The following is a 21823-nucleotide window of genomic DNA, read 5'->3' as shown; positions in this document are numbered from 1 at the left end:
AGTGATGCACGCCATCGCCGGGTCGCGTGCGCAGCAACTGGCGGGCATGGTGCTGGAGACGCAGAACAACAACGTGGCCGCCTGCCGCTTGTACTAGGCCTGCGGATTCGTGCTCAGGGGTTTCGACGCAAACCCGTACCGGGGCCTGGCGACGGGCTCACGCGAGGTAGCACTGTTCTGGTACTGGCACGCGGGTGGGGGCGGGCAGCGTTGAGGACAGGTGCGCTGCGGCAGGCGCTCAGCGCCGCACGAAATGCGCCCACGCCAGCGCCAGCGAATGGATACGCGCCTGCTCGCGCAGCGGCAGGGCCGGCCACAGGCGGTTGACCAGGTCTTCCAAGTCTTGCGGCAGGGCCACGCCGCCGGCCTCCACCATCACCGTGCGCTGCATGGCCACGCGGTAGTGCCCGCGCACCATGCTCTCGCGCGCCAGACCGATCAGGTGGTCGGCATCCCAGGCCAGGGGCATGGCGACCTGCTCGGCGCGGCGGCGGTTGGTCCACGGGGGCGGGAAGATCCAGCGCGTCCTCACCATGGGCGTGTCTTTGTCAGCGGGCCCAGTCGGCGAGCAATTGCGCGGAGTTCAGCTGCAGCGCGCTGTCGGGCCGGCTCTGGATGGCCGATGGCGTGCGCGAGAAGCGCGGTGCGGGAGCGGGCTGGGGCACGCCTGCCACCTCCACGATGGCCTGGCGCGCCCGCAGGTGCGGGTGAGCGGCTGCCTCGGCCAGGGTGAGCACGGGGGCAAAGCACACGTCGGTGCCTTCGAGCAGCTCGCACCACTGCGCGCGGCTGCGCGTGCGGAACACGGCGGCCATGGCGTCGCGCAGGGCATGCCAGCGGGCACGGTCGTGCTGTGCGTCCCACAGCGTCTCGGGCAGGCCGATCATCTGACACAGGAGGGCGAAGAATTTGGGCTCGATGGGGCCGATGCTCACGTACTGCGCGTCCGCGGTCTCGTAGGTGGTGTAGTAGGGCGCACCGCCATCGAGCATGTTGCTGCCGCGCTGTTCGCGGTACAGGCCGCGCAGCCGGTGCGACTGGTTGTTGCTCATCAGCGAGAGCGCGCCGTCGCAGATGGCTGCGTCCACCACCTGGCCCTGGCCGCTGGCGCGCGCCTCCAGCAGCGCTGCGAGCAGACCGGCCACCAGGTACAAGCTGCCGCCGCCATAGTCGCCCACCAGGTTGAGCGGGGGCACCGGTGCGCCGCCGGGCGCGCCGATAGCAGCCAGAGCACCGGTGATGGCGATGTAGTTGATGTCGTGCCCCGCGGCCTGCGCCAACGGGCCGTGCTGGCCCCAACCGGTCATGCGGCCGTACACCAGGCGCGGGTTGCGCCGGGCCACGGCCTCAGGGCCAAGGCCCAGGCGTTCCATCACGCCGGGCCGAAAGCCTTCCACCAGCACATCGGCATGCGCCAGGAGGTCCAGCACCTGGTCGATGGAGGCAGGGTCTTTGAGGTCCAGCAGCACGGTGCGGCGGCCGCGCCCGGTGATGTCGTGCGGGTCCGTGGGCAGGGTGCCAGGGCGGTCTATGCGCACCACCTCGGCCCCCATGTCGGACAGCAGCATGCAGGCGAAGGGCGCCGGCCCCAGGCCCGCGAATTCGACGACGCGCACGCCGCGCAGCGGGCCGGAGGCAGATGAAGGGAGGGAGGAGGACAGCAGATGGCTCATGGCAGTGGTCTGGGATGAAGAAGAAGGCTGGCCATGCCGCCCAGCAGCACGGCCGACACGGCAATGGCGAGCAGCACGAACGACAGGTTCGCGCGCAGGCTGATGGTGAGGATGGGAATGCCCGAGTGCCGGCTGGCCATGAGGCTGAGCACCGAGAACGGCGTCACGATGATGGCCAGCCCCCAGCCGGTGAGCAGCGCGCACAGGTGCGCCACCACGGGCAGGCCCAGCAGCAGGGGAGAGAAGCTCGATCCCACCAGCACCGCGCTGAGCATGGGGTGGATGGCCGTGGCCGACAGCAGCACGATGGCGCCCGAGACGAACAGGCAGCCCAGCACCGGCGCGCCCGCCACCCACAGGCTTACGGTGTCCGTCCAGGCGGCGGGGATGGCGCTGGCGATCACCGTGCCCGCGCAGCCTGAGGCGAAGAACATCATCACCTCGCCCACCATGGTGCGAAAGCCCAAGAAATCCGTCCCCAGCAGGCGCGTGCCCTGCGCCAAGCGCCGGCGGCCCGGGGCGGCCAGCGCCACGCTCAGCACCCAAGCGGCTACGGGCGTGCTGGCGATGATCACCGACGAGATCGGCAACGCCAGCAGCCTGCTGGCCAATACCATGAACCCCAGAAAGCACAGCATGGCAGCCAGCACCGGCAGCGCCAGCCGAAGCAGGGCGGCTTGGTGCAGTACGGGTTGCTGCGGCGCGTTCGCAGGCTCGGCGGCAGGCCCGCGCCGGCCGCAGTGCTCGACCAGCAGTCCCAGGCCCACCAGCAGCGCCGACACCGCCAGCACATAGGGCAGCACCCCCACCCAGTCGGGCCCGCCATACAAGGCGAGCGCAATGCCCATGTTGCTGTAGATGGGGCTCCACAGGCTCACGGCCGCATAGCCGCGCGCGATGGCCGAGAAAGCCGAGAGCTTTTCCGCGCCGGTGAGGTCTGCTTCGCGCGCGGCCATCTCCATCATCATGGCAATGCCGGCCAGGCCCAGCAGCCCGCCAAAGAACTGGCTTGCCACCGTCAGCCCCATGTAGCGGCGCTGCGCGGGCAGCCGGTACAGCCCGCCCACCACGGCTCGCACCCTCGGCATGCGCAGCGCCACGCGCGACAGCAGGTTCACCGTGACCAGCAGCGAGGCGATCAGCCCGCCGATGCGTACCCCGCGCTGCAGCGCCTGCAGCGGCGCGTCGATCCAGGGCAGCAGGCACAGCGTGATGGCCACGAGCACCAGCGAAGTGCGGCGCACGGCGGCGCTCGCATGCCGCCCCTCCAGCGCTAGGAACATCGCGCTCGCTGCCGCCAGCCCCGCCAGCGGCCAGCCCGGCGCGCGTTGCGCCGCATCCACCAGTGCCAGCACCGGAATGGCCAGCATCAGCCATGGCACCAGCCATGCACCCAGGCCCGCGCCCATGGGGATTGCTGCGGCCGTATGCATCGGTGTCGCGGCGGCGCCGACGGGCTGTCCCGCCGAGTTTTTGTAAAGCCGTTTGTCAGATTCCATGCAGTCACTATACAATCATTGGACCAACCATTGAACCCTTGACATAAAATGGGCAGCAATGAAGATTGGCGCCATGCCTGACCTGTATGGCGTAGAAGCCGTAGAAGCGACTCAACCTCTGGAGACATCGAATGAACCCATCAAAGCGCGTCCTCATGTTCTGCCTTGCCGCTCTGGCCGCAGGCGCCGCATGTGCCCAGGACAAATTCCCGTCACGGCCGATCACCATCGTCGTGCCGTACCCCGCGGGGGGCACCAGCGACGCTCAGGTGCGCATGATCCAGGTGCAGTTGGGCAAGGAACTGGGCCAGCCCATCATCGTGGAGAACAAGCCCGGCGCCTCCGGCGTCATCGCCGCGCAGTACGTGGCCAAGTCGGCGGCCGATGGCTACACCCTGCTGTACCCCAACAACGGCGTGGTGATCGCGCCGCTGCTCAACGCCAAGGCAGATTCCGACCCGATCAAGGACTTCAAGCCCGTGACCACGGTGACCAGCGTGCCCATGGTGCTTGTCACCAACAAGAGCGTGCCGGCCGCCAACCTGGCCGAGTTCATCGCGCACGCGAAGAAGCAGTCCGACCCGCTGATGTACGCCTCGGCCGGCACCGCGTCGTACGGCCACCTGGCATCCGCGCGCTTGTCCAGCATGGCCGGCCTCAAGGTCACCCACATCCCCTACAAGGGCGAGGCCGCCACCACCATGGCCGCCCGATCGGGCGAGGTGCAGATGCTGCTGACCACGCCGTCTGCCGCCATGCTGGGCCAGGTCGCCCAGGGCAACCTGACCCTGCTGGGCGTGGGCAGCGCCACGCCGTCCCCGGTGGTGCCGGGGGCGGTGCCTATCAGCCAGACGGTGCCCGGCTTCGTGTCCGAAGTGTGGTTCGGCCTGCTGGCCCCGGCTGGCACGCCCGACAGCGTGGTGAACAGGCTCAACGCCGCCGTGCGCAAGGTACTGGCCGACGGTGAACTGCGCACCCGCCTGCTGCCCACGGGCGCTGTGCCGCTGACATCCACCCCCGCGGAGTTCGGCGCCATCATGGCCCGCGAGACCGCGCAGTGGCGCGAGGTGATCGACAAGTACAGCATCAAGGCCGACTGACGCTACAGGCCGCACAGCACTGTGCCCCGCCCCGCCCGCCGGCAGCGCAGGCGGGGCTTTTTTTACCCAGAACGAGACATTGCAATGAGCATGGACACCGAATATGACCTGATCGTGGTGGGCTCCGGCGCCGCCGGGCTGACCTGCGCCATTACCGCCAAAAGCCGCGGCCTGAACGTGGTGGTGCTGGAGAAGGAGCCCGTCTTCGGCGGTACCACGGCCCTGTCGGGCGGGGTGCTGTGGATCCCGCTGAACCACCATGGCCGTCGGCAGAACGCGGCCGACTCGGTCGAGGCCGTGCGCACCTACCTGATGCACGAGACCGGCCGCTTCTACGACGAAGAAAGCGCCAGCGCCTTCATCGAGTACGGCCCGCAGATGGTGGACTTCATGGAGCGCACGACGCAGATGAAATTCGTGCCCACCCTGTACCCCGACTACCACCCCGACGCGCCCGGAGGCGTGGACGTGGGCCGCTCCATCCTGGCCGCGGCCTATGACATCCGCGGCCTGGGCAAGGACATGAAGCGCCTGAAGCCACCGCTCAAGAGCATTACCTTCATGGGCATGATGTTCAACTCGTCCAACGCCGACCTCAAGCACTTCTTCCAGGCCACCAAGTCGCTCACCTCCTTCTTGTACGTCGCCAAGCGGCTGGCCAGCCACCTGCGCGAGCTGGCGCTGTATGGCCGCGCCATCAACGTCACCAGCGGCAATGCGCTGGCGGCACGGCTGGCCCAGTCGGCGCTGGACATGGGCATCCCCATCCTCACCTCAACCGCCGCGAGCCGGGTGGTGATGCAGGGCGACCGCGCCGTGGGCGTGGCCGTGCAGGGCGGGCAGGGCGGAGCCGAGCGCACGCTGCACGCGCGCCGGGGCGTGGTACTGGCCTGTGGCGGCTTCCCGCACGACCTGCAGCGCATCGCCCAGGCCTATCCGCACGTGCGCCGGGGACACGGGCATCTTTCTCCCACGCCGGAATCCAACACCGGCGACGGCATCCGCATGGCCGAAGCCGCAGGCGCGCGCATGGAGATCCGGTTCCAGGAACCGTCGGCCTGGATGCCGGTGACCCGCGTCGATTTCGGCAATGGAGAGGTGGGCGTGTTCCCGCACCTGCTGGACCGCTACAAGCCCGGCGTGATCGGCGTGCTCTCCAACGGGCGGCGCTTCACCAACGAATCGAACTCCTACCACGACGTGGGCGCGGCCATGGTGCAGGCCTGCAAGGACCTGCCCGAGACGGCCATGTGGCTCATCTGCGACAAGGCCACGCTGGGCAAGTACGGCCTGGGCTACGTGAAGCCCGCGCCCATGCCCATTGGCCGCTTTCTGCGCAACGGCTACCTGCTGCAGGGCCGAACCGTGGCCGAGCTGGCCGCGCACGCCGGGATCGATGCCGCAGGACTGGAGCAGACCGTGCGCGAGTACAACACCGGCGCCGTGCGTGGCGAGGACCCGGCCTTCGCGCGCGGCAGCACCAGCTTCAACCGCTACCTGGCCGACCCTGCCCAGCGCCCCAACCCCTGCGTGGCCCCGGTGCAGGAGGGACCGTTCTACGCCATCAAGCTCGTCATGGGTGACCTGGGAACCTTCGATGGCCTGCGCACCAGCGTGGCGGGCGAGGTGCTGCGCCCCGATGGCAGCGCCATACCCGGCCTTTACGCCGTGGGCAACGACCGCGCCAGCATGATGGGCGGCAACTACCCCGGCGCCGGCATCACCCACGGACCGAACATGGCCTTCGGCTACCTGACGGGCCTGCACATTGCCGGCCAAACGGGCGGTGGAGCTGCCGCCGCGGCGCCCGCCACCGCGAACGAGGCGGTGCCCGCATGACACCGGCTGCACTGCCCCTGGTGGACCACCGCATCTACACCATCTCCCTGCGCCAGATGCCGCAGTTCCTTGAGGTATTCCACCGCCTGGCCATGCCGGTGCTTCTGCAGACCCTGGGCCACCCGCTCGGCTTCTACACCAGCGTGGTGGGGCCGCAGAACCAGTTCGTGCACCTGTGGGCCTACGAGGACCTGGCCGACTACGAGCGCCGCAGCCGGGCGCGCGACGCGCACCCGGACTTCCCGGCGTACCTGGCGGCCTCGGGCCACCTGATCACCGCGCAGGAGACGCGGCTGATCCGCTCGGTGCCGCTGAAAGCTGTGCCCGCCTGATCCCGCGGGTAGCGTTCTCAACGACAAAGGACCGCCGCGGCGGTCCTTCTTCATGGGGTGGCCGAACAGGGCTACCGGATGGCAGCCCTCGCCGAATCACAGGTCCAGCTGCTTGGCGACGATGTTGCGCTGGATCTCGTTGGTGCCGCCGCCGATGGGGCCCACGCGCGAGTCGCGGAAGAACATCTGCATGTCGTATTCCATCGAGTAGCCGGCGCCACCCATGATCTGCATGCCGATGTCGGCGCACTTGAAGTTGTTCTCGGTACACACGATCTTGGCGATGGAGGCCTCGGTCACCACCGGCTGGCCCGCGTCCAGCAGCTCCGCCACGCGGTAGATGGACTGGCGCGCCGTCTCGGCCATGATCAGCATGTCGGCCAGCTTGTGCTGGATGACCTGGAACTCCGAGATCGGCTTGCCGAACTGGATGCGCTCCCTTGCGTAGTCGCGCGCATACTCGGTGATCTTGAAGCAATGGCCGGCTGAGATGGCGGCAAGGCCCAGGCGCTCCAGGCCCAGGGCCTTCATGATGTTCTTCCAGGCCTGGCCCTCGCCGCCGAAGAGATTGGCAGCGGGCACCCGTACGTTGTCGAAGAAGACCTCGTTGGCATGCGAGGTGCGCCGCCCCAGCATGGACAGGGGTCGCACCTCCACGCCCTTGGCATTGGTGGGCACGAGGATGGTGCTGATGCCGTTGTGGCGGGCCTGGGTGTCCGTCTTGACGATGGCCACCACGTAGTCGGCCACGTGGGCGCAGGTGATCCATACCTTGCTGCCGTTGATCACATACTCGTCACCCTCGCGCACGGCCGAGGTCTTGATGCCCGCCACGTCCGAGCCCGTACCGGGCTCCGACATGGCCAGCGCGAGCTTGACCTCGCCGGAGATGATCTTGGGCACGATCTCCTTCTTCATCTCGGGCGTGCCGAACTTGGCCACGTGCATGCCCGCATAGATGGCTGTGGTGGTAACGGCCTGGGCAATGCCGGTGTAGTAGTAGCCCATGGTTTCCAGCAGCACGGCGATGTCCTTGAAGCTGCCACCCATGCCACCCAGCTCCTCGGGGTAGAACAGGCCGATGTAGCCGGCCTCAGCCAGCGCGTTGTAGGCCTCGTGGGGGAACTCGCGCGTCTCGTCCATCTTGCGGATGCGCTCCCAGGGCAGGTGCCTGGCAAGCAGGTCCAGGACGCCTTCGCGCATCATGCGCTGCTCTTCGCTCAGGCCGTTGGTGTTGATCAGGGGTGCGGACATGGAAAGGGGTTCCTTGAAACGGGGGGAGAAATAGGAGCGGTATCAGTGCTGGGCGGCACGCACGGCGTCGCGGCCGGCGCGGGTGAGCACCATGGTGGTCATGAGGCCGCTCTGCACCACCTCGCCGTGCTGGTTGATGAGCTCCATGCGCCGCACCAACACGCCCCGGTCGGGCTTGGAGGTGGGGCGCGCCGACACCACGGTGGCGCGCAGGTGAACGGTGTCGTTGAAGAGGATGGGCTTGAGAAACTTCCACTCGTCGATGCCCAGTGCCGCCACGGCCGAGCCTTCCAGGTAGCCCAGGCCGGCGCTCAGCCCTGTGGCGATGGACAGGCCCAGCGCCCCGTGTGCGATGCGCTGGCCCACGGGGGACTTGGCACTGTGCACGGCATCGGTGTGCATGGGGTTCACGTCGCCCGATACCCAGGAAAACGTGACCACGTCGGTCTCGGTGACGGTGCGGGCGCGGCTTTCGATCACGTCGCCGGCTGCGAATTCTTCAATGCATTGGCCTCGCATGGTGTGTTGCCTCCTTGTGGCGGTAGTTGTTGGCGAAAAATGCGGTTCAGGGGGATGGCGTGGGCCGGGCGGCGAACAGCGGGCCGTCCTCGTAGTCCAGCACCACCATCTCCATGGGCATGCTTGGCGTGAAGTCCAGGCCCGGCATGTCCACCAGCCGGCAGGCCACACGGATCTGGCTGGCCAGGTCGACTATGCCCACGGCATAGGGCGATTCGGCCGTGAACACGGCGGGCGCGGCGTGGATGCGCGTCCACGAATACAGCATGCCGCGCGGGGCGAGGGCGCTCCAGCCCACCTGCGGCGACCAGCAGTGCGGGCACAGCGGCTTGGGTGGGAAGGTCTGGCGCCCGCAGTCCTGGCAGCAACTGGTCTGCCAGGTGCCCTGGCGCAGCCCGTCCCAGAAGTGGCGGGTGAATTCGGAGCGGCGCGGCGGGTAGGCACGCGGGCCCGCCATGGCGATGCGCGGCAGGGATGGATCGGTCGCTGCGTGGTCGTTCATTGCATGGCCTCCAGGATGTGGATCAGCGCGGCGTTGTAGTTGCCCAGCTCGCCAGTGGCCAGGCCCAGGCGGGCGCCCTGCACCTGGCGCGCGCCGGCGCGGCCGCGCAGTTGGTCGGCCAGCTCGATGTAGTTGTAGAGCGAGGTCACGTAGGCCGGGTGCCCGCGCGAGGTGAGCCCGCCCGAAGTGGAGATGGGTATGCGCCCGCCCAGCCGCGTCTCGCCCTCGAAGGCGGCGCGCGCGCCTTGGCCGCGCGGCTGCAGGCCCAGGGCCTCGCTCACCAGCACCTCGACGATGGTGCAGGGCGCATACAGCTCGGCCAAGTCGATGTCGGCCGGACCCACGCCCGCCTGGGCATAGGCGGTGGCCGCTGCGTCGCGCGCCGAGTCGAAGGCGATCATGTCGTTGGGCACGTCGCTGATCTGGTGCGTGCCGTCGTGGCAGAAGCCGCGCCCGCGCACCACGGCATAGGGCTTGCCCAGGCTGCGTGCCACGTCTTCGCTGGCCAGCACGATGCAGGCCGCGCCGTCGCCACGCGGGGGCACATCATAAAGGCCCAGCGGCTCAACGATGGGGCGCTGTCCCACCACCTCCTCCAGCGACACCGGCTTGCGGTACTGCGCCAGCGGGTTCAGCGAGGCGTGGTAACGGTTCTTCACCGCCACGGAACCCAACTGCTCTCGCGTGGCTCCATGCTCGTGCATGTAGCGCATGGCGTCTATGGCATACCAGGCGATGGGCGTGAAGCCGGCCGAGGTGTGGAAATCCACGTCCCCCGTGGTGCGCATGCTGCTCATCATGTGCTCGGACGCGGAGACGGCGCTCTCCATGTTGATGCCCAGGGCCAGCGCCACGCTGGCGCGACCCAGCAGGATCTCGTCGCAGGCCTTGTCGAAGGCCAGCGCCGCAGTCATGCCGTTGCCCATCACCTCCATCACGCTGCCGCGGCAGGCCAGGCGCAACTGGCCCATGAGGAAGGTGTGAAAATACTTCTGGCGCGTGTAGGGACGCGGCAGGGTGAAGACCAGTGACTGGATGTCCTCTTTGGCCACACCCGCGTCGCGCACGGCTTCAGAGACCAGGCGGGTCATGATCTCGTGCTCCAAGGTCTGCAGCTCGGCGTCGTCTGCGCTCTGGTGACGCCCAATGGGGATGGCACTGGTGCCGATGATGGCGACGTTGCGGCTCATGGCTGCCCCCTTCATGCGGCGGCGCAGGGTCCGAAGGCGCCCTCAGTGCGCAAGCGGGCAATGCGGGCGTCGTCGTAGCCCAGGGTGTCGCGCAGCACCTCTTCGGAGTGCTCGCCCACAGCGGGTGCGGCCTGCGGTGCCACGGCCGGGGTGCGCGAGAGGCGCAGCGGCGTAGCGATGTTGGGCACCCAGCCCTTGACAGGGTGGGGAATGCGCGTGATGAGGCCGCGCGAACGCGATTCGTCGGACGCCAGGGCCTCGCCCAGCGTCTTGACCTGGCCGTGGGGCACGCTGGCTGCGCGCAGGCGCGGAGCCCAGTGGCTCCAGGGGTGGCGGGCGAAGGCCTCGTCCATGATCTTGAAGATCGCCTCGCGGTGCTTGAGGCGCTCTGCCCGCTGCGAGTACACCGGGTCATCGGCGATGTCGGGGCGCTCGAACACCTGCCCGAACAGGCGCTGGAAAATCTTGTCGTTGCCGCAGTTGATATAGACCGGCTTGTCTGCCGTCATGAACACGCCCGAGGGGCAGGTGTCGGGGCTGACGTTGCCGTTGCGCCGCGGCTCGTAGCCGGTGGTCAGGTGTTGCATGGCGCCAAAGCCCGTCATCAGGATGGCTGTGTCGTACAGCGCCACCTCGATGCGCTGGCCCTTGCCGTCGCGCGCACGCGCCAGCAGTGCCAGCAGGATGGCGTTGGTGGCCGACATGGCGGTGGCCGTGTCCATGATGGCGGCGCCGGTGCGCACGCCCTGGCGGTCGTCGTAGCCATTCATCGAGATGAAGCCGCTTTCGGCCTGCACGATGGGGTCGAACCCGAGCCGGTCGGCATAGGCGCCCTCGCGGCCGTAGGCCGACACGGAGCAGTAGATGAGGCGGGGGTTGAGTGCGAGGCAGGTCGCATGGTCCAGGCCGAAGCGCTCCATCACGCCCGAGGAGAAGTTCTCCACCAGCACGTCGGCACCGGCGATCAGGGCGCGTGCGATCTCCAGGCCGGCCGCGCTCTTCATGTCCAGCGCCAGGCTCTTCTTGTTTCGGTTGGTCCACAGGTAGGGGCCGCCCTGGGCGGGGATCTCCGGGTCCACCGTGGGGTAGTGGCGAAAGTCGTCGCCCTTGACCGGGGACTCGATCTTGACCACGTCGGCCCCGAAGTCGGCCAGCGTCATCGTGGCCAGCGGTCCGGCGACGAAATGGGTGAAGTCCACCACCCGCAGGCCGGCCAGCACGGGCTGGGCGCTGGCCGGCGCGCTCTGGTATGGAGGCAGGGCATCGATTCGTTGTTGGTCAAACACGGCAAGGTTCCGATGGTTTTTGGTAGAACCATTGTACTATTGATCCATCGGAATCCACAAGACCGGTGCATCAACCTTCGCCAACCCTTTGATCAGGAGCCATCGCCATGACCCCCGAAAACTCTTCCTCGGTATTGACCACGCTTCTCAATGCGCGCCACAGCTGCCGCGCTTTTCTTCCCGATCCCGTGCCTAGGCCGGTGCAGGAACAGTTGCTGCAGATGGCGCAGCGCACCGCCTCGTGGTGCAACTCTCAGCCCTGGCAGATACACATCACCGAAGATGCGGGTACGGAGCGGCTGCGCCAGGCTCTGGGCGCTGCGCCGCAAAGCGGGGCGGGGTCGGACTTTCCCTGGCCCCGGGAATACCAGGGCGTCTACCAGGAGCGGCGCAGGGAGTGCGGGTTTGCGCTGTACGACAGCGTGGGCATTGCGCGCGGCGACCGCGATGCATCGGCCCGCCAGGCCCAGGAGAACTTTCGCCTGTTTGGCGCGCCGCACGTGGCCATCATCACCAGTGACGAGGCGCTGGGCGTGTACGGCGCAGTCGACTGCGGCGCCTATGTGGCCAACTTCCTGCTGGCCGCCGCCAGCCTGGGCGTGGCCACCATCCCGCAGGCCGCGCTGGCCTCACGCTCAGCACTGCTGCGCGAGTTCTTCGGGCTGAGAGACGACCGTCGCGTGGTCTGCGGCATATCCTTTGGCTATGCGGATGCGGCCCATCCAGCCAATGGGTTCCGTACCCGCCGTGCCGATGTCGCCACGGCGGCAGCCTGGGTGACGCAGTGAACCGATTGGGCGATGCTCAGGCAGGCTTGCGCGCGGCCCGAGGCCGGGGAGCGACCTTGGCGGCAGAATTCGCCGAAGGGAGTTGCGCCGCTGCGGCTGCGTCCTGGGCCGCCTGCAGGGCATGCGAGAGGTAGCTGCGCTGTAGGCGCTTGAGGCTGGCCTCCATCTCGGCGACGGAGCCATCTACATCCCTGGCTTCCATGAACTTCATGAAGCGCTTGCGCGAGGGCAGCACGAAGGCGTTCTCGTACTCGCCGATGGACTCGATGTAGCGGCGCAGTACCGACAGCACCCCATCCATCACGACCACCATGATGGGGTTGCCCGTCATGCGCGCCAGGATCCGGTGAAAGTGCAAATGCACCTCGGCCCGGCGTCCGAAGTCGCCCCGCGCGATGGCGTCCTCGGCCTCCTCGATGTTGCGCTGCAGCTCCTGCAGGTCGGCCGGGGTGGCGCGCAGGCAGGCTTCGCGCACGATGATGCCCTCCAGCCAGATGCGCGCTTCTGTCAGGTGCGCGGGCTGGATCGAGCCCAAGTGGTACAGGTCCAGCATGCCGGTGGTGATGGCCTCGCCGCTGTCTTCGGAGATGAAGGCGCCTCCGCTGGCGCCTTTTTGCAGGCGCACCAGGCCGGCGTTCTCCAGCGAGCGCAGGGCCTCGCGCACGGTGTTGCGGGCCACGCCGAACTGCTCGGACAGCGCACGCTCCGACGGCAGCCGGTTGCCCACCTTGAGGTGGCCCTTGGCCAGCTCTTCCCGGATCTGCGCGGCCACCTCTTCGAACGCGCGCGTGGAGCGTATGGCGCGGAAGGTGGGGGCGACGGCGGCTTCGTGGACTTCGGGAGCGGGCTTGGACGACAAGGAAAACCTCGATTGTGTTCGGTATGGCCGAGAATATCAGACCAATTGGGCCAATGATAGGACCATTGCAATGGGGGCGCGCAGGCCGGGGGGGCACACAGGCATGGAGGGCGGCCCTGTCATCTCGCGAGGCTATAGTGGAGTGGACTGCGCCGAAAGCTGCCAGCTAACGCCAACCAGGAACGCCTTGATGCCCGGACCCCACCTCGACGCCCCGCTGTTCATCAAGGACATCTACGAAACCCAGGTCGATACCGCCAAGACCCCGTTCTTCTACAACGACGGCGGCATGCCGGTGTACCTGACCGAGCCGCCCGCCGATGTCACGCCGCTCACGCCTGCCGCCACCGACCCGGCCCTGGCCGTGGGCCGCGAGTACCTGGTGGCCGACGTGCTGGGCGTCAAGCCCACGCCGCCCTGGGGTGTGGAAACGCAGCTGGGCTTTGCGGCCGAGCAGGTGGAGTTTGCGCCGCTGTGGGCCACGCGCAGCATCGCGGCGGCCTTTGGCATGACGCTGGTGGAGCCGGGGCAGGCGGTGCGGATCGAGAGCCCGGTCACCGCGCTGCAGCAGGTGGAGTACGAATACGGTGTCTTCGCCGGCCATTGGTCACCCTACCAGGGCACGGGCGATGCCTTGCTCAGCGTGGTCTGTACCGACCTGGAGCACCATGATTTTCCGCATGTGTTCGCCTCCACCGACCCCACCCAGCCGCTGGTGATCTCGGTGGGCCGCTACTGGCCGGCGCTGGGCAAGATACGCTTGGCCGACCTGTGGGTGCCGCGCGGCAGCGCGCTCTATGTGCCGCCCAAGCCGGCCAGCAATGACCCGGCGGCCGTGATCGACCTGCACAACAACCGCAACTCGGCCCGCGCCTGCTGGGGCGATATCCGCCAGAACAGCATCACCACGCACACGCTGCTGCAGACCGAGGGCGGGTTCTTCTACTGGTACTGGAATGGGATTGCGACCGTGCACAGCCGCCCGGTGGCGGTAAGCTGAGCCCGTGCCGGGAATCGATAGCGAGCGATCACCATGGACATGTCCGACCTGAGCATCGGAGTGGGCACCGCTATGCCGGGCGGCTACGCCAAGCCTGCAGACTTCATCGATGCCGTGGACCAGCGCTTGTATGCGGCCAAGAAGAATGGGCGCAACCGCATAGAAGTGGTGTGAGCGCGCAGCCTGGCTGCCGAACCAGGCCCCAGGCGCTTACTTCAGATCGCCCGCACACGGCAGGTAGAGGCCCTCGGCCGTGGTGATAGACCGCGCCGCCCGCACGGCCCGCGCCGTGGCAATCGCCGTCGCCTCGGCCGCCATGGTCGACAGCACCATCATCCCCGGGTTCTTGCCCGCAACGCCCGTGCCCAGAGTGAACAGCGTGTCGCCATCGGACATGGTGTGCACCGGGTTGATGCTGCGCGCCAGCCCATCGTGCGCGGCCACGGCCAGGCGGTGGGCCTGCACCTTGGTGATGGTGGCATCGGTCGCGATCACGCCGATGGTGGTGTTGGTTCCGGCCAGCAGGGGCTTGGGTGCCTCGCCGCGCAGCAGGGCGCGGCGCGTGTCGCGCAGCTGGCGGCCATCGTCGGTGCGGGCGCCCGCGATCACCTGGGCGGTATCGGGGTCGATCACATCGCCAAGGGCGTTGCAGGCGATCAGCGCGCCCACGGTCACGCCATCCACGGTGACCGATGCCGTGCCGATGCCGCCCTTCATCGCGTTGTGGATGCCGAAGATCTTGCCCACGGCGGCGCCCGTGCCCGCGCCCACATTGCCCTCGGCCGGGTCGGCGCGCGAGGCGGCCTCGCACGCCGCATAGCCCGCCGCCGCATCGGGGCGGATGCGCATGTCGCCCACCAGCAGGTCGAACAGCACGGCGCCGGGCACCAGCGGCAGGCGGCCCACCACCACATCGAAGCCGATGCCGCGCTCTTCCAGCCAGCGCACCGCACCGCTGGCGGCATCGAGCCCCCACGAGCTGCCGCCCGCCAGCATGATGCCGTGCACCTTTTCCACCAGGTTCGACGGGTCGAGCAGGTCCGTCTCGCGCGTGCCGGGCGCGGCACCGCGCACGTCCACGCCGCCCACCGCGCCTTCGCGCGCCAGGATCACGGTGCAGCCGGTGGGCCTGCGCGTGTCGGTGAAATGGCCGACCTCGATGCCGGGCACGCGGGTGATGCTGCCGGCGTCTTGGTCCGGGTGATCGCTGCAATGGGAGGGGAGGGGTGCGGGGGCGCTTGTTGCTGGGGTCGTCATGGCCTGAGATTATGGGCGTTGGGGATACGAGGGCACGGCGCCAGGAACAGATCGACCTGTTTTGGCCACGTTGTAACGGTGTGTTTGGAACGTGACCGGTATCACCAGCGCCCCGGGGCCACCGCACCACAATCGGCCGATAACACAAGAGAGCGGAAGGATCACCATGGCGATACCACCCTGGCGTCGTGCTTTGGCCTGTCTGCTGCCCGCGCTGCTGGCGGGCTGGGCTTCATCCACCAGTGCCGTGCATGCGCAGACCATCGCCACCGGCGCACGCCATGGCCTGGCGCTGCAGGCCGACGGCACCGTGCTGGCCTGGGGCGACAACCGCCAGGGGCAACTGGGCCAGGGGCGGACCGCGTACAGTGACGCGGACCGGGTGATCCCGCTGCCCGCCAGGGCCGTGGCCCTCAAGACCAGTGCCGCCCATGCCCTGGTGCTCGACGAGGAGGGCAATGTCTGGAGCTGGGGCACCAACCGCAAGGGGCAGCTGGGCGATGGCACGCTGGCCGACCGCGCCACGCCGCAGGTCATCTTCCGCAACGCGGCGCAGATCAGCTACAACGGCGGTGATCTGTACCCCTCGACCCTGATCGACCGCGATGGCCAGCCCTGGTGGTGGGGTCCCTTGCCGTCCGGCGCGGTGCAGGCGCAACCCGTGCAGTCCGCCGCCATTCCCGGGCGGCTTACCGCGCTGATGCAGGAGGGCTCCACATCGGCCGGGCTCGACGAGCAGGGCGTGGTGTGGGCTTGGGGCGAGGGCGTGGCCTGCACCGGCTCGCCAGCGCTGAGCGGGCCGGTGGCGATGCGTGGCGTGCCGCCGATCCGCCGCTTCAGTCTCACGGACCAGACCTACGGCAACATGTATGGCCGCAATCCTCCCCATTCCCTGGTCTACGCGCAGGACCGCGATGGCCGGTACTGGGCATGGGGATCGGAGTTCATCACGGGCGGCTTCGAAGGACTCTGGCCCGTGTGGAAGGATTTCTGCCCCCCGGCCCAGTCCGCCGACGCGCAGCGCGTGATGGAGGCCGCCTACACCGGGCCCGACGAACTGCGCAACCTGGGCGTCGTGCTCAGCTATGTGGACCAGGCACGGTCCAAGACCATCGATGTGAGCCAGCAGGCGTTCTACTACGGGTGGACCCAAGGTGGCGACCTGTGGCTGTGGACCCACCAGGACGATAGCCATACCAAGTACAACGTGGCGCAGGTGGCTTCCGGCGTGGTCGAGGCGGGCGCCTATTCTTCCGGGCCCGATGCCTATCTGCCCGGGCTGATGTACATCACCCGCGATGGCCGGCTGCATGTGCGCGGCACCAATGCCAGGCTGCACCACGGTGTGGCCGATGGCGATGTGGACTCCTACTCCAGCCCGCGCAAGGTGGTGCTACCCGGCCCGGCGGCCAGTGTCCACACGCAATCCAACGGCAGCTACGCGCTGCTCAAGGATGGCAAGGTGTTCCGCTGGGGCTCTGGGGACCCGCGCTACGGCAGCCAGGACAGGGTTCGATGGCCGGCGATGCTGCCGCTGCCCTCGCTGGTGGATGCGCCCGTTGCCTTCGTGAAGCTGGCCACGGACAACGAGTTGTGGATGGGGCTGGATGCCAGCGGCAATGTCTGGAGCACGACCCCGGTGGAGCAGGGCGCCACGGCGCAGGACCTGCGCCCGGCCATGGTCCCGCGCACCACGGGGCTGCCCGCCGTGCGGGACATCGCCGCGCGGGGCGGTCTGCTGCTGGGCGTGGACGCAACGGTATGGAGCCGGGGGGCATGGACCAGCGCCTCGGCCGGTGCCCCCAAAGCATTCGTTCCCACCCAGGTCAGCGGCCTGCCATCGACCATCGCCCAGGTAGCGGGCACCCGTGTCGGCGGTTTCTTTGCGCTGGATGCCTCAGGCTCCGTTTGGTACTGGGGCTACCATGGCTATGGGCTGGGAGCGCGCGAAGCCAGCCAGAATGCCTTGCTGGGCCCGATGGCGAAGGCTCCTTTCGTGCTGCCTCTGCCGGGCAAGGCCGTCTCCATCCATACCAGTGACTACAACTTCTGCGCTACGCTGGATGACGGAGCGGCCTTCTGCCGTGGCCGGATGTTCAACGAACACCAGGGCCGGCTGTTCCGCCTGCATGCACCGGTGCGCGAGGTGTCCATCAGCGTGGATGGCGAGCGCGAAGGCACTGCACATTTCCGGCTGATCGACGGCACGGTCTGGGCCTGGGGCAAGGGGCAGGGCGGGCAACTGGGCTCCGGTACCTATACCAATGCGGTGCAGCCCGTGCCCGTGCTCAGCGAGACCGGCACCGCCGACCTCGACCTGGACCCCGCCGCGCCCAACGTGGCAACGCCGACGCGTCCCCCGTTTCGCGTGAAGACGCGGCTGGCGGGCAATCTGCGCAGCCTGTCGTTCGATGGGGAGGTGTTCGGCAGCGCCGGCACGCCAGCGGGCAGCAAGGTGTACGTGATGGCCGGGGGCGTCACCTGGCTGCAGCGCGATGCGCAGGGCCAGTGGGGCCCACTGGGCTGGCCGGTGCCGGCCGTGGCCAGTGGCGTGCAACTGGCCAGCGAAGCCCAGTCGGTGCCACTCGCCCACCTCCTGCAGCAGTTTCCGGGCTCGGGCCTGGCGGGCCTGCGTGTGTATGTCGGCTACGGCCACGACGTGGACGAGATGCTGGCCGCGGGGCGATATCGCGAGGTGCTGGAGCTGGCGCCCGAAGATTGACCGCTCCGTGTCTGACCTATCCCGCAGGGGGAGGGCGCTGCCTGGCGGTGCGGCATAGCATGGTTTCCTTCCGAAGGCGCCACAGCGGTATGTGACGGTGCCGTGGTGCGCGGCATTCGCCACCGATGGGCGTTGCGGCCCGCTCCACCATAGGCCGACAAAGAGAGGAAGGGAAGATCACCATGACGACTCCACCACCATGGCGTCGGGCTGCGGGCTGCCTGTTGTCTGCGCTGCTGGCGGGCCCGGGCCTGCCGGGTAGCGCATGGGCCCAGACCATCGCCACCGGCGCGCGCCACGGCCTGGCGCTGCAGGCCGACGGCAGCGTGCTGGCCTGGGGCGACAACCGCCTGGCCCAACTGGGTGAGGGTAAGACCATCTACGCCAGCACGGCGCGCGAGATTCCGCTGCCGGCCAAGGCAATTGCCGTGCGCACCAGCAGGACCACCGCCCTGGTGCTGGACGAAGAGGGCCAGGTGTGGAGCTGGGGGACCAACGCCAGGGGGCAGCTGGGGGATGGAACGCGGGCCGACCGGGCCAAGCCCCAGGTGGTCTTTCAGGGGGCGGTATACATCGCCAACGGGGGCGACGCCGCGCCCTCGTTCCTGATCGACAAGGACGGACAGCCCTGGTGGTGGGGGCCGCTGCCGTCCGGCGTGGACGTGGCCGTGCCCGAGCGCGCCGCACAGGTGCCCGCGCGGCTTGTGCGCATCGATCACCAGCAGCGCGCCACCGTGGCGCTCGACGAGCAGGGCGTGGTCTGGTCCTGGGGCGAAGGTGCGGCCTGCGCGGGCGGCGCTGCGGCCCCGGCGCCGGTGGCCATGCGCGGTGTGCCGCCCATCGTGGACTTCATCTTCGAGGCCCAGGGGCCAATCAGCCACCCCGGCCTGCCGGCCCTGGGCCCGGTCTCGCGCGTGATCGCCAAGGATGCCGGTGGCCTGCTGTGGGTGTGGGGCAGCGACCCCCACCGCATCCCGGACGGGCTGCCGTCCCAGGGGCTCACCCATTGCCCGGCCGAGCGCTGGGCACAGGCCTACGATCCCTTCGCTGTCCGCGACAGCATCCACCCGGACATGGAGAAGGCCGGCGTGAAGCTGCACAAGGTGCTTCGTGGCGGCGGCGGCCCCATGGGATGGACGGCCGAGGGCGACCTCTGGCGCTGGCGGTATGTCCCCACGGTCGAGATTCCAGGGGGCCCGCCCATGGCGGTGGAGCGTGTCGCCACGGGCGTGGTCGATGCCAGTGGCCACAACACCTCTTTGAGGGGCGTGCTGCCGGTGCTGATGTACATCACGCGCGACGGCAAGCTCCATGCCATGGGGTCCAACACCAGCCTGCACCTGGCGGTTGCCGCCGATGCGGCCGGTGGGTCCGAATCGATCGCCAGCCCGCGCAAGCTCTCCCTGCCTTCCGCTGCGCTCAGCGTGCACGCGAGCGAGGCAGGCAGCCACGCGCTGCTGGCTGACGGCCGGATCTTCCGCTGGGGCCTGGGCGCCGTGCAGTACGACGGGCAGGCCAGCTTGCTGGGGCGCAGCTTTGTGCAGACGCCCACGCACATTCCGCTGGGCGCGCCGGTCACCCAGCTCGCGGCGGCGCAGGGCCAGTGGCTGGCCGTGGATGCCGCTGGCAAGGTCTGGAGTTCAGGGGGCTGGGGTATCGATCCGGTGCCCCACAGCCGCCCTGCGGTGGTGGGGGGCTCCACGGGCCTGCCGCTTGCGCGCAGCGTGTCTGCGGGGGGCAACGGGCATGGCGCCATCCTCGGTGTGGACGGGTCGGTCTGGACCATTGGCGGCAGCCGCGAAATCTTCCCTCCCTTCCAGGGCTCCGATGTCCATGCGTCCCTGGTCGCGTCGTCGGTACCCCGCAAGGTGCAGGGGCTGCCCAACACCATCACCCAGGTGGCGACGGCCGACGGGAGCTATGGTGCGGCGTACGCGCTGGACGCGTCCGGCAGCGTATGGTTCTGGGGTGCGCAGCATATGTTCGGGATTTCCGGGCAGGACAGTGCGGGGCTCAACCGGGGACAGTGGCTCGTGCGGACCCCCATCGTGCTGCCGCTGCCGCACAAGGCCGTCTCCATCCATGCGGGGGATTTCAATGTCTGCGCCGTGCTGCAGGATGGCTCCGCACAGTGCTACGGCAAGCTGTTCAACGAGCACCGTGGGCGGCGCCTGCAGTTTCACGCACCCATCAAGGAGGTATCGATGGGGGTGGACGAGGATCGGTCCGACACCGTGGCGACCGCCCGTCGCGGCGGCACTGTCCACCTGCGCCTGGCGGATGGCACGGTGTGGGCCCTGGGCCAGGGCCGGCAGGGGCAACTGGGATCCGGTGCCTACGCCAGTGCGGCAGAGCCCATCCCCGTGGTCAATGAAGCCGGCACCGGTGACCTGGATCTGGACCCCGCTGCACAGAATGTGGTGGCTGCCAACCGCCCCCCGTTCCGGGTAAAGACGCAACTGACGGGCAACCTGCGCAGCCTGTCGTTCGCGGGCGATGTGTTCGGCAGCGCCGGCACGCCGCCGGGCGCCAATGTGTATGCCCTGGCCTCCGCCGGGCCCCTGGGCCAGGGCGTCTGGGTGCAGCTCGATGACCAGGGTACCTGGAGCCCGCTGCGCTGGCCGGTGCCCGCGGTGGCCAGCGGCGGTGAGCTGGGCCGCGAGGCCCAGGCCGTGCCGCTGAATCTGCGGCCGCAGCAATTGCAACAAGGCTCCGATCTCACGGGCCTGCGCCTGTACATAGGCTACGGGCGCGATGTCGACGAGATGCTGGCCGCCCGGCGCTTTCGCGAGGTGCTGGAAGTGGGGCCCGACGCGACCGGCATGGTCCTGCCGTCGGAGTATTGACGGGGCAGCGGTGCTGAGAACCCCCGCCCCGGCCCTGCGGGCGCACGCACCCGTCAGAACAGCGTGTAGTAGCTGTCGTAGCTGCGCAGCCAGAGGCTGGGCTGCCGCGATTCCTCGTCAAAATGCAGCTGCAGCAGGTTGGCGCGCGGCAGGGCGCTGTCCACCACCAGTTCCTTGTCGTTGGCGGCCTCTTCCACCTCGCTGAAGGCCAGGCGCTGCAGCACATGGGTGAAGGCAGCCTCGGCATTGCGCGGGCGGTAGTCCTCGTCGAGCAGCAGCGAGGGCTTGCGCAGGTACTCCTGGTGCAGCCAGTACCACACCCCTTCGTTGGTGGCGCCCGGCTGGGCGCCGGGGTTGCCCTGGTCGCCCCAGGTGTGGGTGGGCTCGCCTGCGGTCACATCGGCAGGGTCCCAGGCCAGGGCGCCCAGGCCGTCGCCCACATGCACGAACACCGCCAGGCTGCGGTCGTAGCGTGCGCGCACGGGGGCAGGCAGGATCCTGTCGAGCCCGTCCTGGCCGCTGGGCGAATAGTCCCACTGGCGCAGCAGCATGTCGGTCACGGTGGTCATCGAGGAAGGGTGCACAAAGTGCGAGTCGCCCACCTCGACGCGCCAGTCGGCCAGCAGCTTCACCATGGCGGGCAGCGGGGCGCCCAGGCGCTTTTCCAGGTCCTGCAGCGCGGCTGCTGGGGGCTTCTTGCCGGCAGGGGGCTTGGCACGCTCGACCGTGACCGTGTCTTCCTCCAGCCGCTGGGCCAGGCCGCGCACGCGCTCGATCCAGGGCTTGCCCTGCTCGTACAGCGGGGCCGAGACGCTGGCCATGTCGCGCACCGTCCAGGTCTTGTTGAAGGGCGTGGTCTTGCCGGCGCGCGTGAGGTTGCCGCGCAACTGCACGCGCTGCAGGCCCTTGGGCAGGGCCCAGACCAGCGCCGGCCGCCGCAGCAGGCCGGGCTGGGTGGCCTGGTGGTTCAGCTGCGCCACCACCTTGCCGTTGGCCAGCACATCGGCCACGACGGTGTCGCCCACCTCCAGCCAGGGGTGGATGCCGGCCCGGGGGCCCGCCGTTGCCGACGCTGGAGCCTGCGCCAGCAATGTGCAGGGCAGGGCGCCCAGGGCCGCAAGAACGCTTCGCCGTGTGGTGCTCATGTATCTCCCTCT

19 protein-coding genes are annotated in these 21823 nt (G+C 68.8%); 8 read left to right on the top strand and 11 right to left on the bottom strand.

Annotation, left to right across the window (positions count from 1 at the left end; genetic code table 11):
• Positions 1–238 precede the first annotated feature (238 nt).
• Genes U5N23_RS15890 through U5N23_RS15880 form a run of 3 tightly spaced genes read right to left on the bottom strand, consistent with a single transcriptional unit; the run spans position 239 to position 3082 of the window.
• Positions 239–535, bottom strand: coding sequence for a hypothetical protein (locus U5N23_RS15890; protein WP_322593750.1), 297 nt, complete (start codon positions 533–535; stop codon positions 239–241).
• Positions 536–548: 13 nt separating this feature from the next.
• Positions 549–1673 (bottom strand): CaiB/BaiF CoA-transferase family protein, encoded by a 1125-nt coding sequence (locus U5N23_RS15885; protein ID WP_322593749.1) that lies wholly within the window; start codon positions 1671–1673, stop codon positions 549–551.
• Positions 1670–3082, bottom strand: coding sequence for a hypothetical protein (locus U5N23_RS15880; protein ID WP_322593748.1), 1413 nt, complete (start codon positions 3080–3082; stop codon positions 1670–1672). Before U5N23_RS15880 ends, U5N23_RS15885 begins: the two co-directional genes overlap by 4 nt.
• Positions 3083–3303: 221 nt before the next feature.
• Between U5N23_RS15880 and U5N23_RS15875 the strand changes: the two genes are divergently transcribed.
• The 3 genes from U5N23_RS15875 to U5N23_RS15865 all read left to right on the top strand — a co-directional run bounded on the left by U5N23_RS15875 (position 3304) and on the right by U5N23_RS15865 (position 6443).
• A complete protein-coding gene (locus U5N23_RS15875; protein ID WP_322593747.1) occupies positions 3304–4272 on the top strand; it encodes a tripartite tricarboxylate transporter substrate binding protein in 969 nt (322 codons plus the stop codon).
• A gap of 84 nt (positions 4273–4356) precedes the next feature.
• A complete protein-coding gene (locus U5N23_RS15870) occupies positions 4357–6111 on the top strand; it encodes an FAD-dependent oxidoreductase (protein WP_322593746.1) in 1755 nt (584 codons plus the stop codon).
• Positions 6108–6443: an NIPSNAP family protein gene (locus tag U5N23_RS15865; protein WP_322593745.1), complete on the top strand. Its 336-nt coding sequence runs from the start codon at positions 6108–6110 to the stop codon at positions 6441–6443. The genes U5N23_RS15870 and U5N23_RS15865 overlap by 4 nt, the downstream gene beginning before the upstream one ends.
• 96 nt (positions 6444–6539) lie before the next feature.
• On the opposite strand, the gene U5N23_RS15860 is transcribed toward U5N23_RS15865, so the two are convergent.
• Genes U5N23_RS15860 through U5N23_RS15840 form a run of 5 tightly spaced genes read right to left on the bottom strand, consistent with a single transcriptional unit; the run spans position 6540 to position 11194 of the window.
• A complete protein-coding gene (locus U5N23_RS15860; RefSeq protein ID WP_322593744.1) occupies positions 6540–7697 on the bottom strand; it encodes an acyl-CoA dehydrogenase family protein in 1158 nt (385 codons plus the stop codon).
• 42 nt (positions 7698–7739) lie between these two features.
• Complete coding sequence (locus U5N23_RS15855) at positions 7740–8216, bottom strand: MaoC/PaaZ C-terminal domain-containing protein (protein ID WP_322593743.1); 477 nt, start codon at positions 8214–8216, stop codon at positions 7740–7742.
• A 46-nt stretch (positions 8217–8262) separates the two neighbouring features.
• On the bottom strand, positions 8263–8718 hold the full coding sequence (locus U5N23_RS15850; RefSeq protein ID WP_322593742.1) for a Zn-ribbon domain-containing OB-fold protein: 456 nt from the start codon (positions 8716–8718) through the stop codon (positions 8263–8265).
• The gene (locus U5N23_RS15845; protein WP_322593741.1) at positions 8715–9908 is read right to left on the bottom strand and encodes a thiolase family protein; all 1194 of its coding nucleotides are present in this window, start codon (positions 9906–9908) and stop codon (positions 8715–8717) included. The genes U5N23_RS15850 and U5N23_RS15845 overlap by 4 nt, the downstream gene beginning before the upstream one ends.
• A gap of 11 nt (positions 9909–9919) precedes the next feature.
• A complete protein-coding gene (locus U5N23_RS15840) occupies positions 9920–11194 on the bottom strand; it encodes a CoA transferase (RefSeq protein WP_322593740.1) in 1275 nt (424 codons plus the stop codon).
• Positions 11195–11301: 107 nt separating this feature from the next.
• Between U5N23_RS15840 and U5N23_RS15835 the strand changes: the two genes are divergently transcribed.
• The gene (locus U5N23_RS15835) at positions 11302–11982 is read left to right on the top strand and encodes a nitroreductase (protein WP_322593739.1); all 681 of its coding nucleotides are present in this window, start codon (positions 11302–11304) and stop codon (positions 11980–11982) included.
• A 16-nt stretch (positions 11983–11998) separates the two neighbouring features.
• On the opposite strand, the gene U5N23_RS15830 is transcribed toward U5N23_RS15835, so the two are convergent.
• Positions 11999–12841, bottom strand: a complete 843-nt coding sequence (locus U5N23_RS15830; RefSeq protein WP_322593738.1) for a FadR/GntR family transcriptional regulator — start codon at positions 12839–12841, stop codon at positions 11999–12001.
• A gap of 190 nt (positions 12842–13031) precedes the next feature.
• Between U5N23_RS15830 and U5N23_RS15825 the strand changes: the two genes are divergently transcribed.
• Entirely contained in the window at positions 13032–13841 is an 810-nt protein-coding gene (locus tag U5N23_RS15825) for a hypothetical protein (protein WP_322593737.1), read from the top strand.
• A 33-nt stretch (positions 13842–13874) separates the two neighbouring features.
• Positions 13875–14015 carry a diguanylate cyclase domain-containing protein gene (locus tag U5N23_RS15820; RefSeq protein WP_416208619.1) on the top strand — a complete coding sequence of 47 codons (141 nt, stop codon included), beginning with the start codon at positions 13875–13877 and terminating at the stop codon, positions 14013–14015.
• A gap of 36 nt (positions 14016–14051) precedes the next feature.
• Here the strand turns inward: U5N23_RS15820 and U5N23_RS15815 are convergent, their stop codons facing one another.
• On the bottom strand, positions 14052–15098 hold the full coding sequence (locus U5N23_RS15815) for a P1 family peptidase (RefSeq protein ID WP_322593736.1): 1047 nt from the start codon (positions 15096–15098) through the stop codon (positions 14052–14054).
• Positions 15099–15264: 166 nt separating this feature from the next.
• On the opposite strand from U5N23_RS15815, the gene U5N23_RS15810 reads away from it, so the two are divergent.
• Both U5N23_RS15810 and U5N23_RS15805 read left to right on the top strand, forming a co-directional pair.
• The gene (locus tag U5N23_RS15810; protein WP_322593735.1) at positions 15265–17820 is read left to right on the top strand and encodes a hypothetical protein; all 2556 of its coding nucleotides are present in this window, start codon (positions 15265–15267) and stop codon (positions 17818–17820) included.
• A gap of 182 nt (positions 17821–18002) precedes the next feature.
• Entirely contained in the window at positions 18003–20666 is a 2664-nt protein-coding gene (locus U5N23_RS15805; RefSeq protein WP_322593734.1) for a hypothetical protein, read from the top strand.
• A 53-nt stretch (positions 20667–20719) separates the two neighbouring features.
• Here U5N23_RS15805 and U5N23_RS15800 read toward each other — a convergent pair whose 3' ends face one another.
• Positions 20720–21811 (bottom strand): hypothetical protein, encoded by a 1092-nt coding sequence (locus U5N23_RS15800; protein ID WP_322593733.1) that lies wholly within the window; start codon positions 21809–21811, stop codon positions 20720–20722.
• Positions 21812–21823 lie beyond the last annotated feature (12 nt).

This window comes from Acidovorax sp. (assembly GCF_034519795.1).
Taxonomy (GTDB): domain Bacteria; phylum Pseudomonadota; class Gammaproteobacteria; order Burkholderiales; family Burkholderiaceae_C; genus Acidovorax.
Note: the sequence above shows the minus strand (reverse complement) of the source record. Positions and strands in the feature narration are given on the sequence as shown.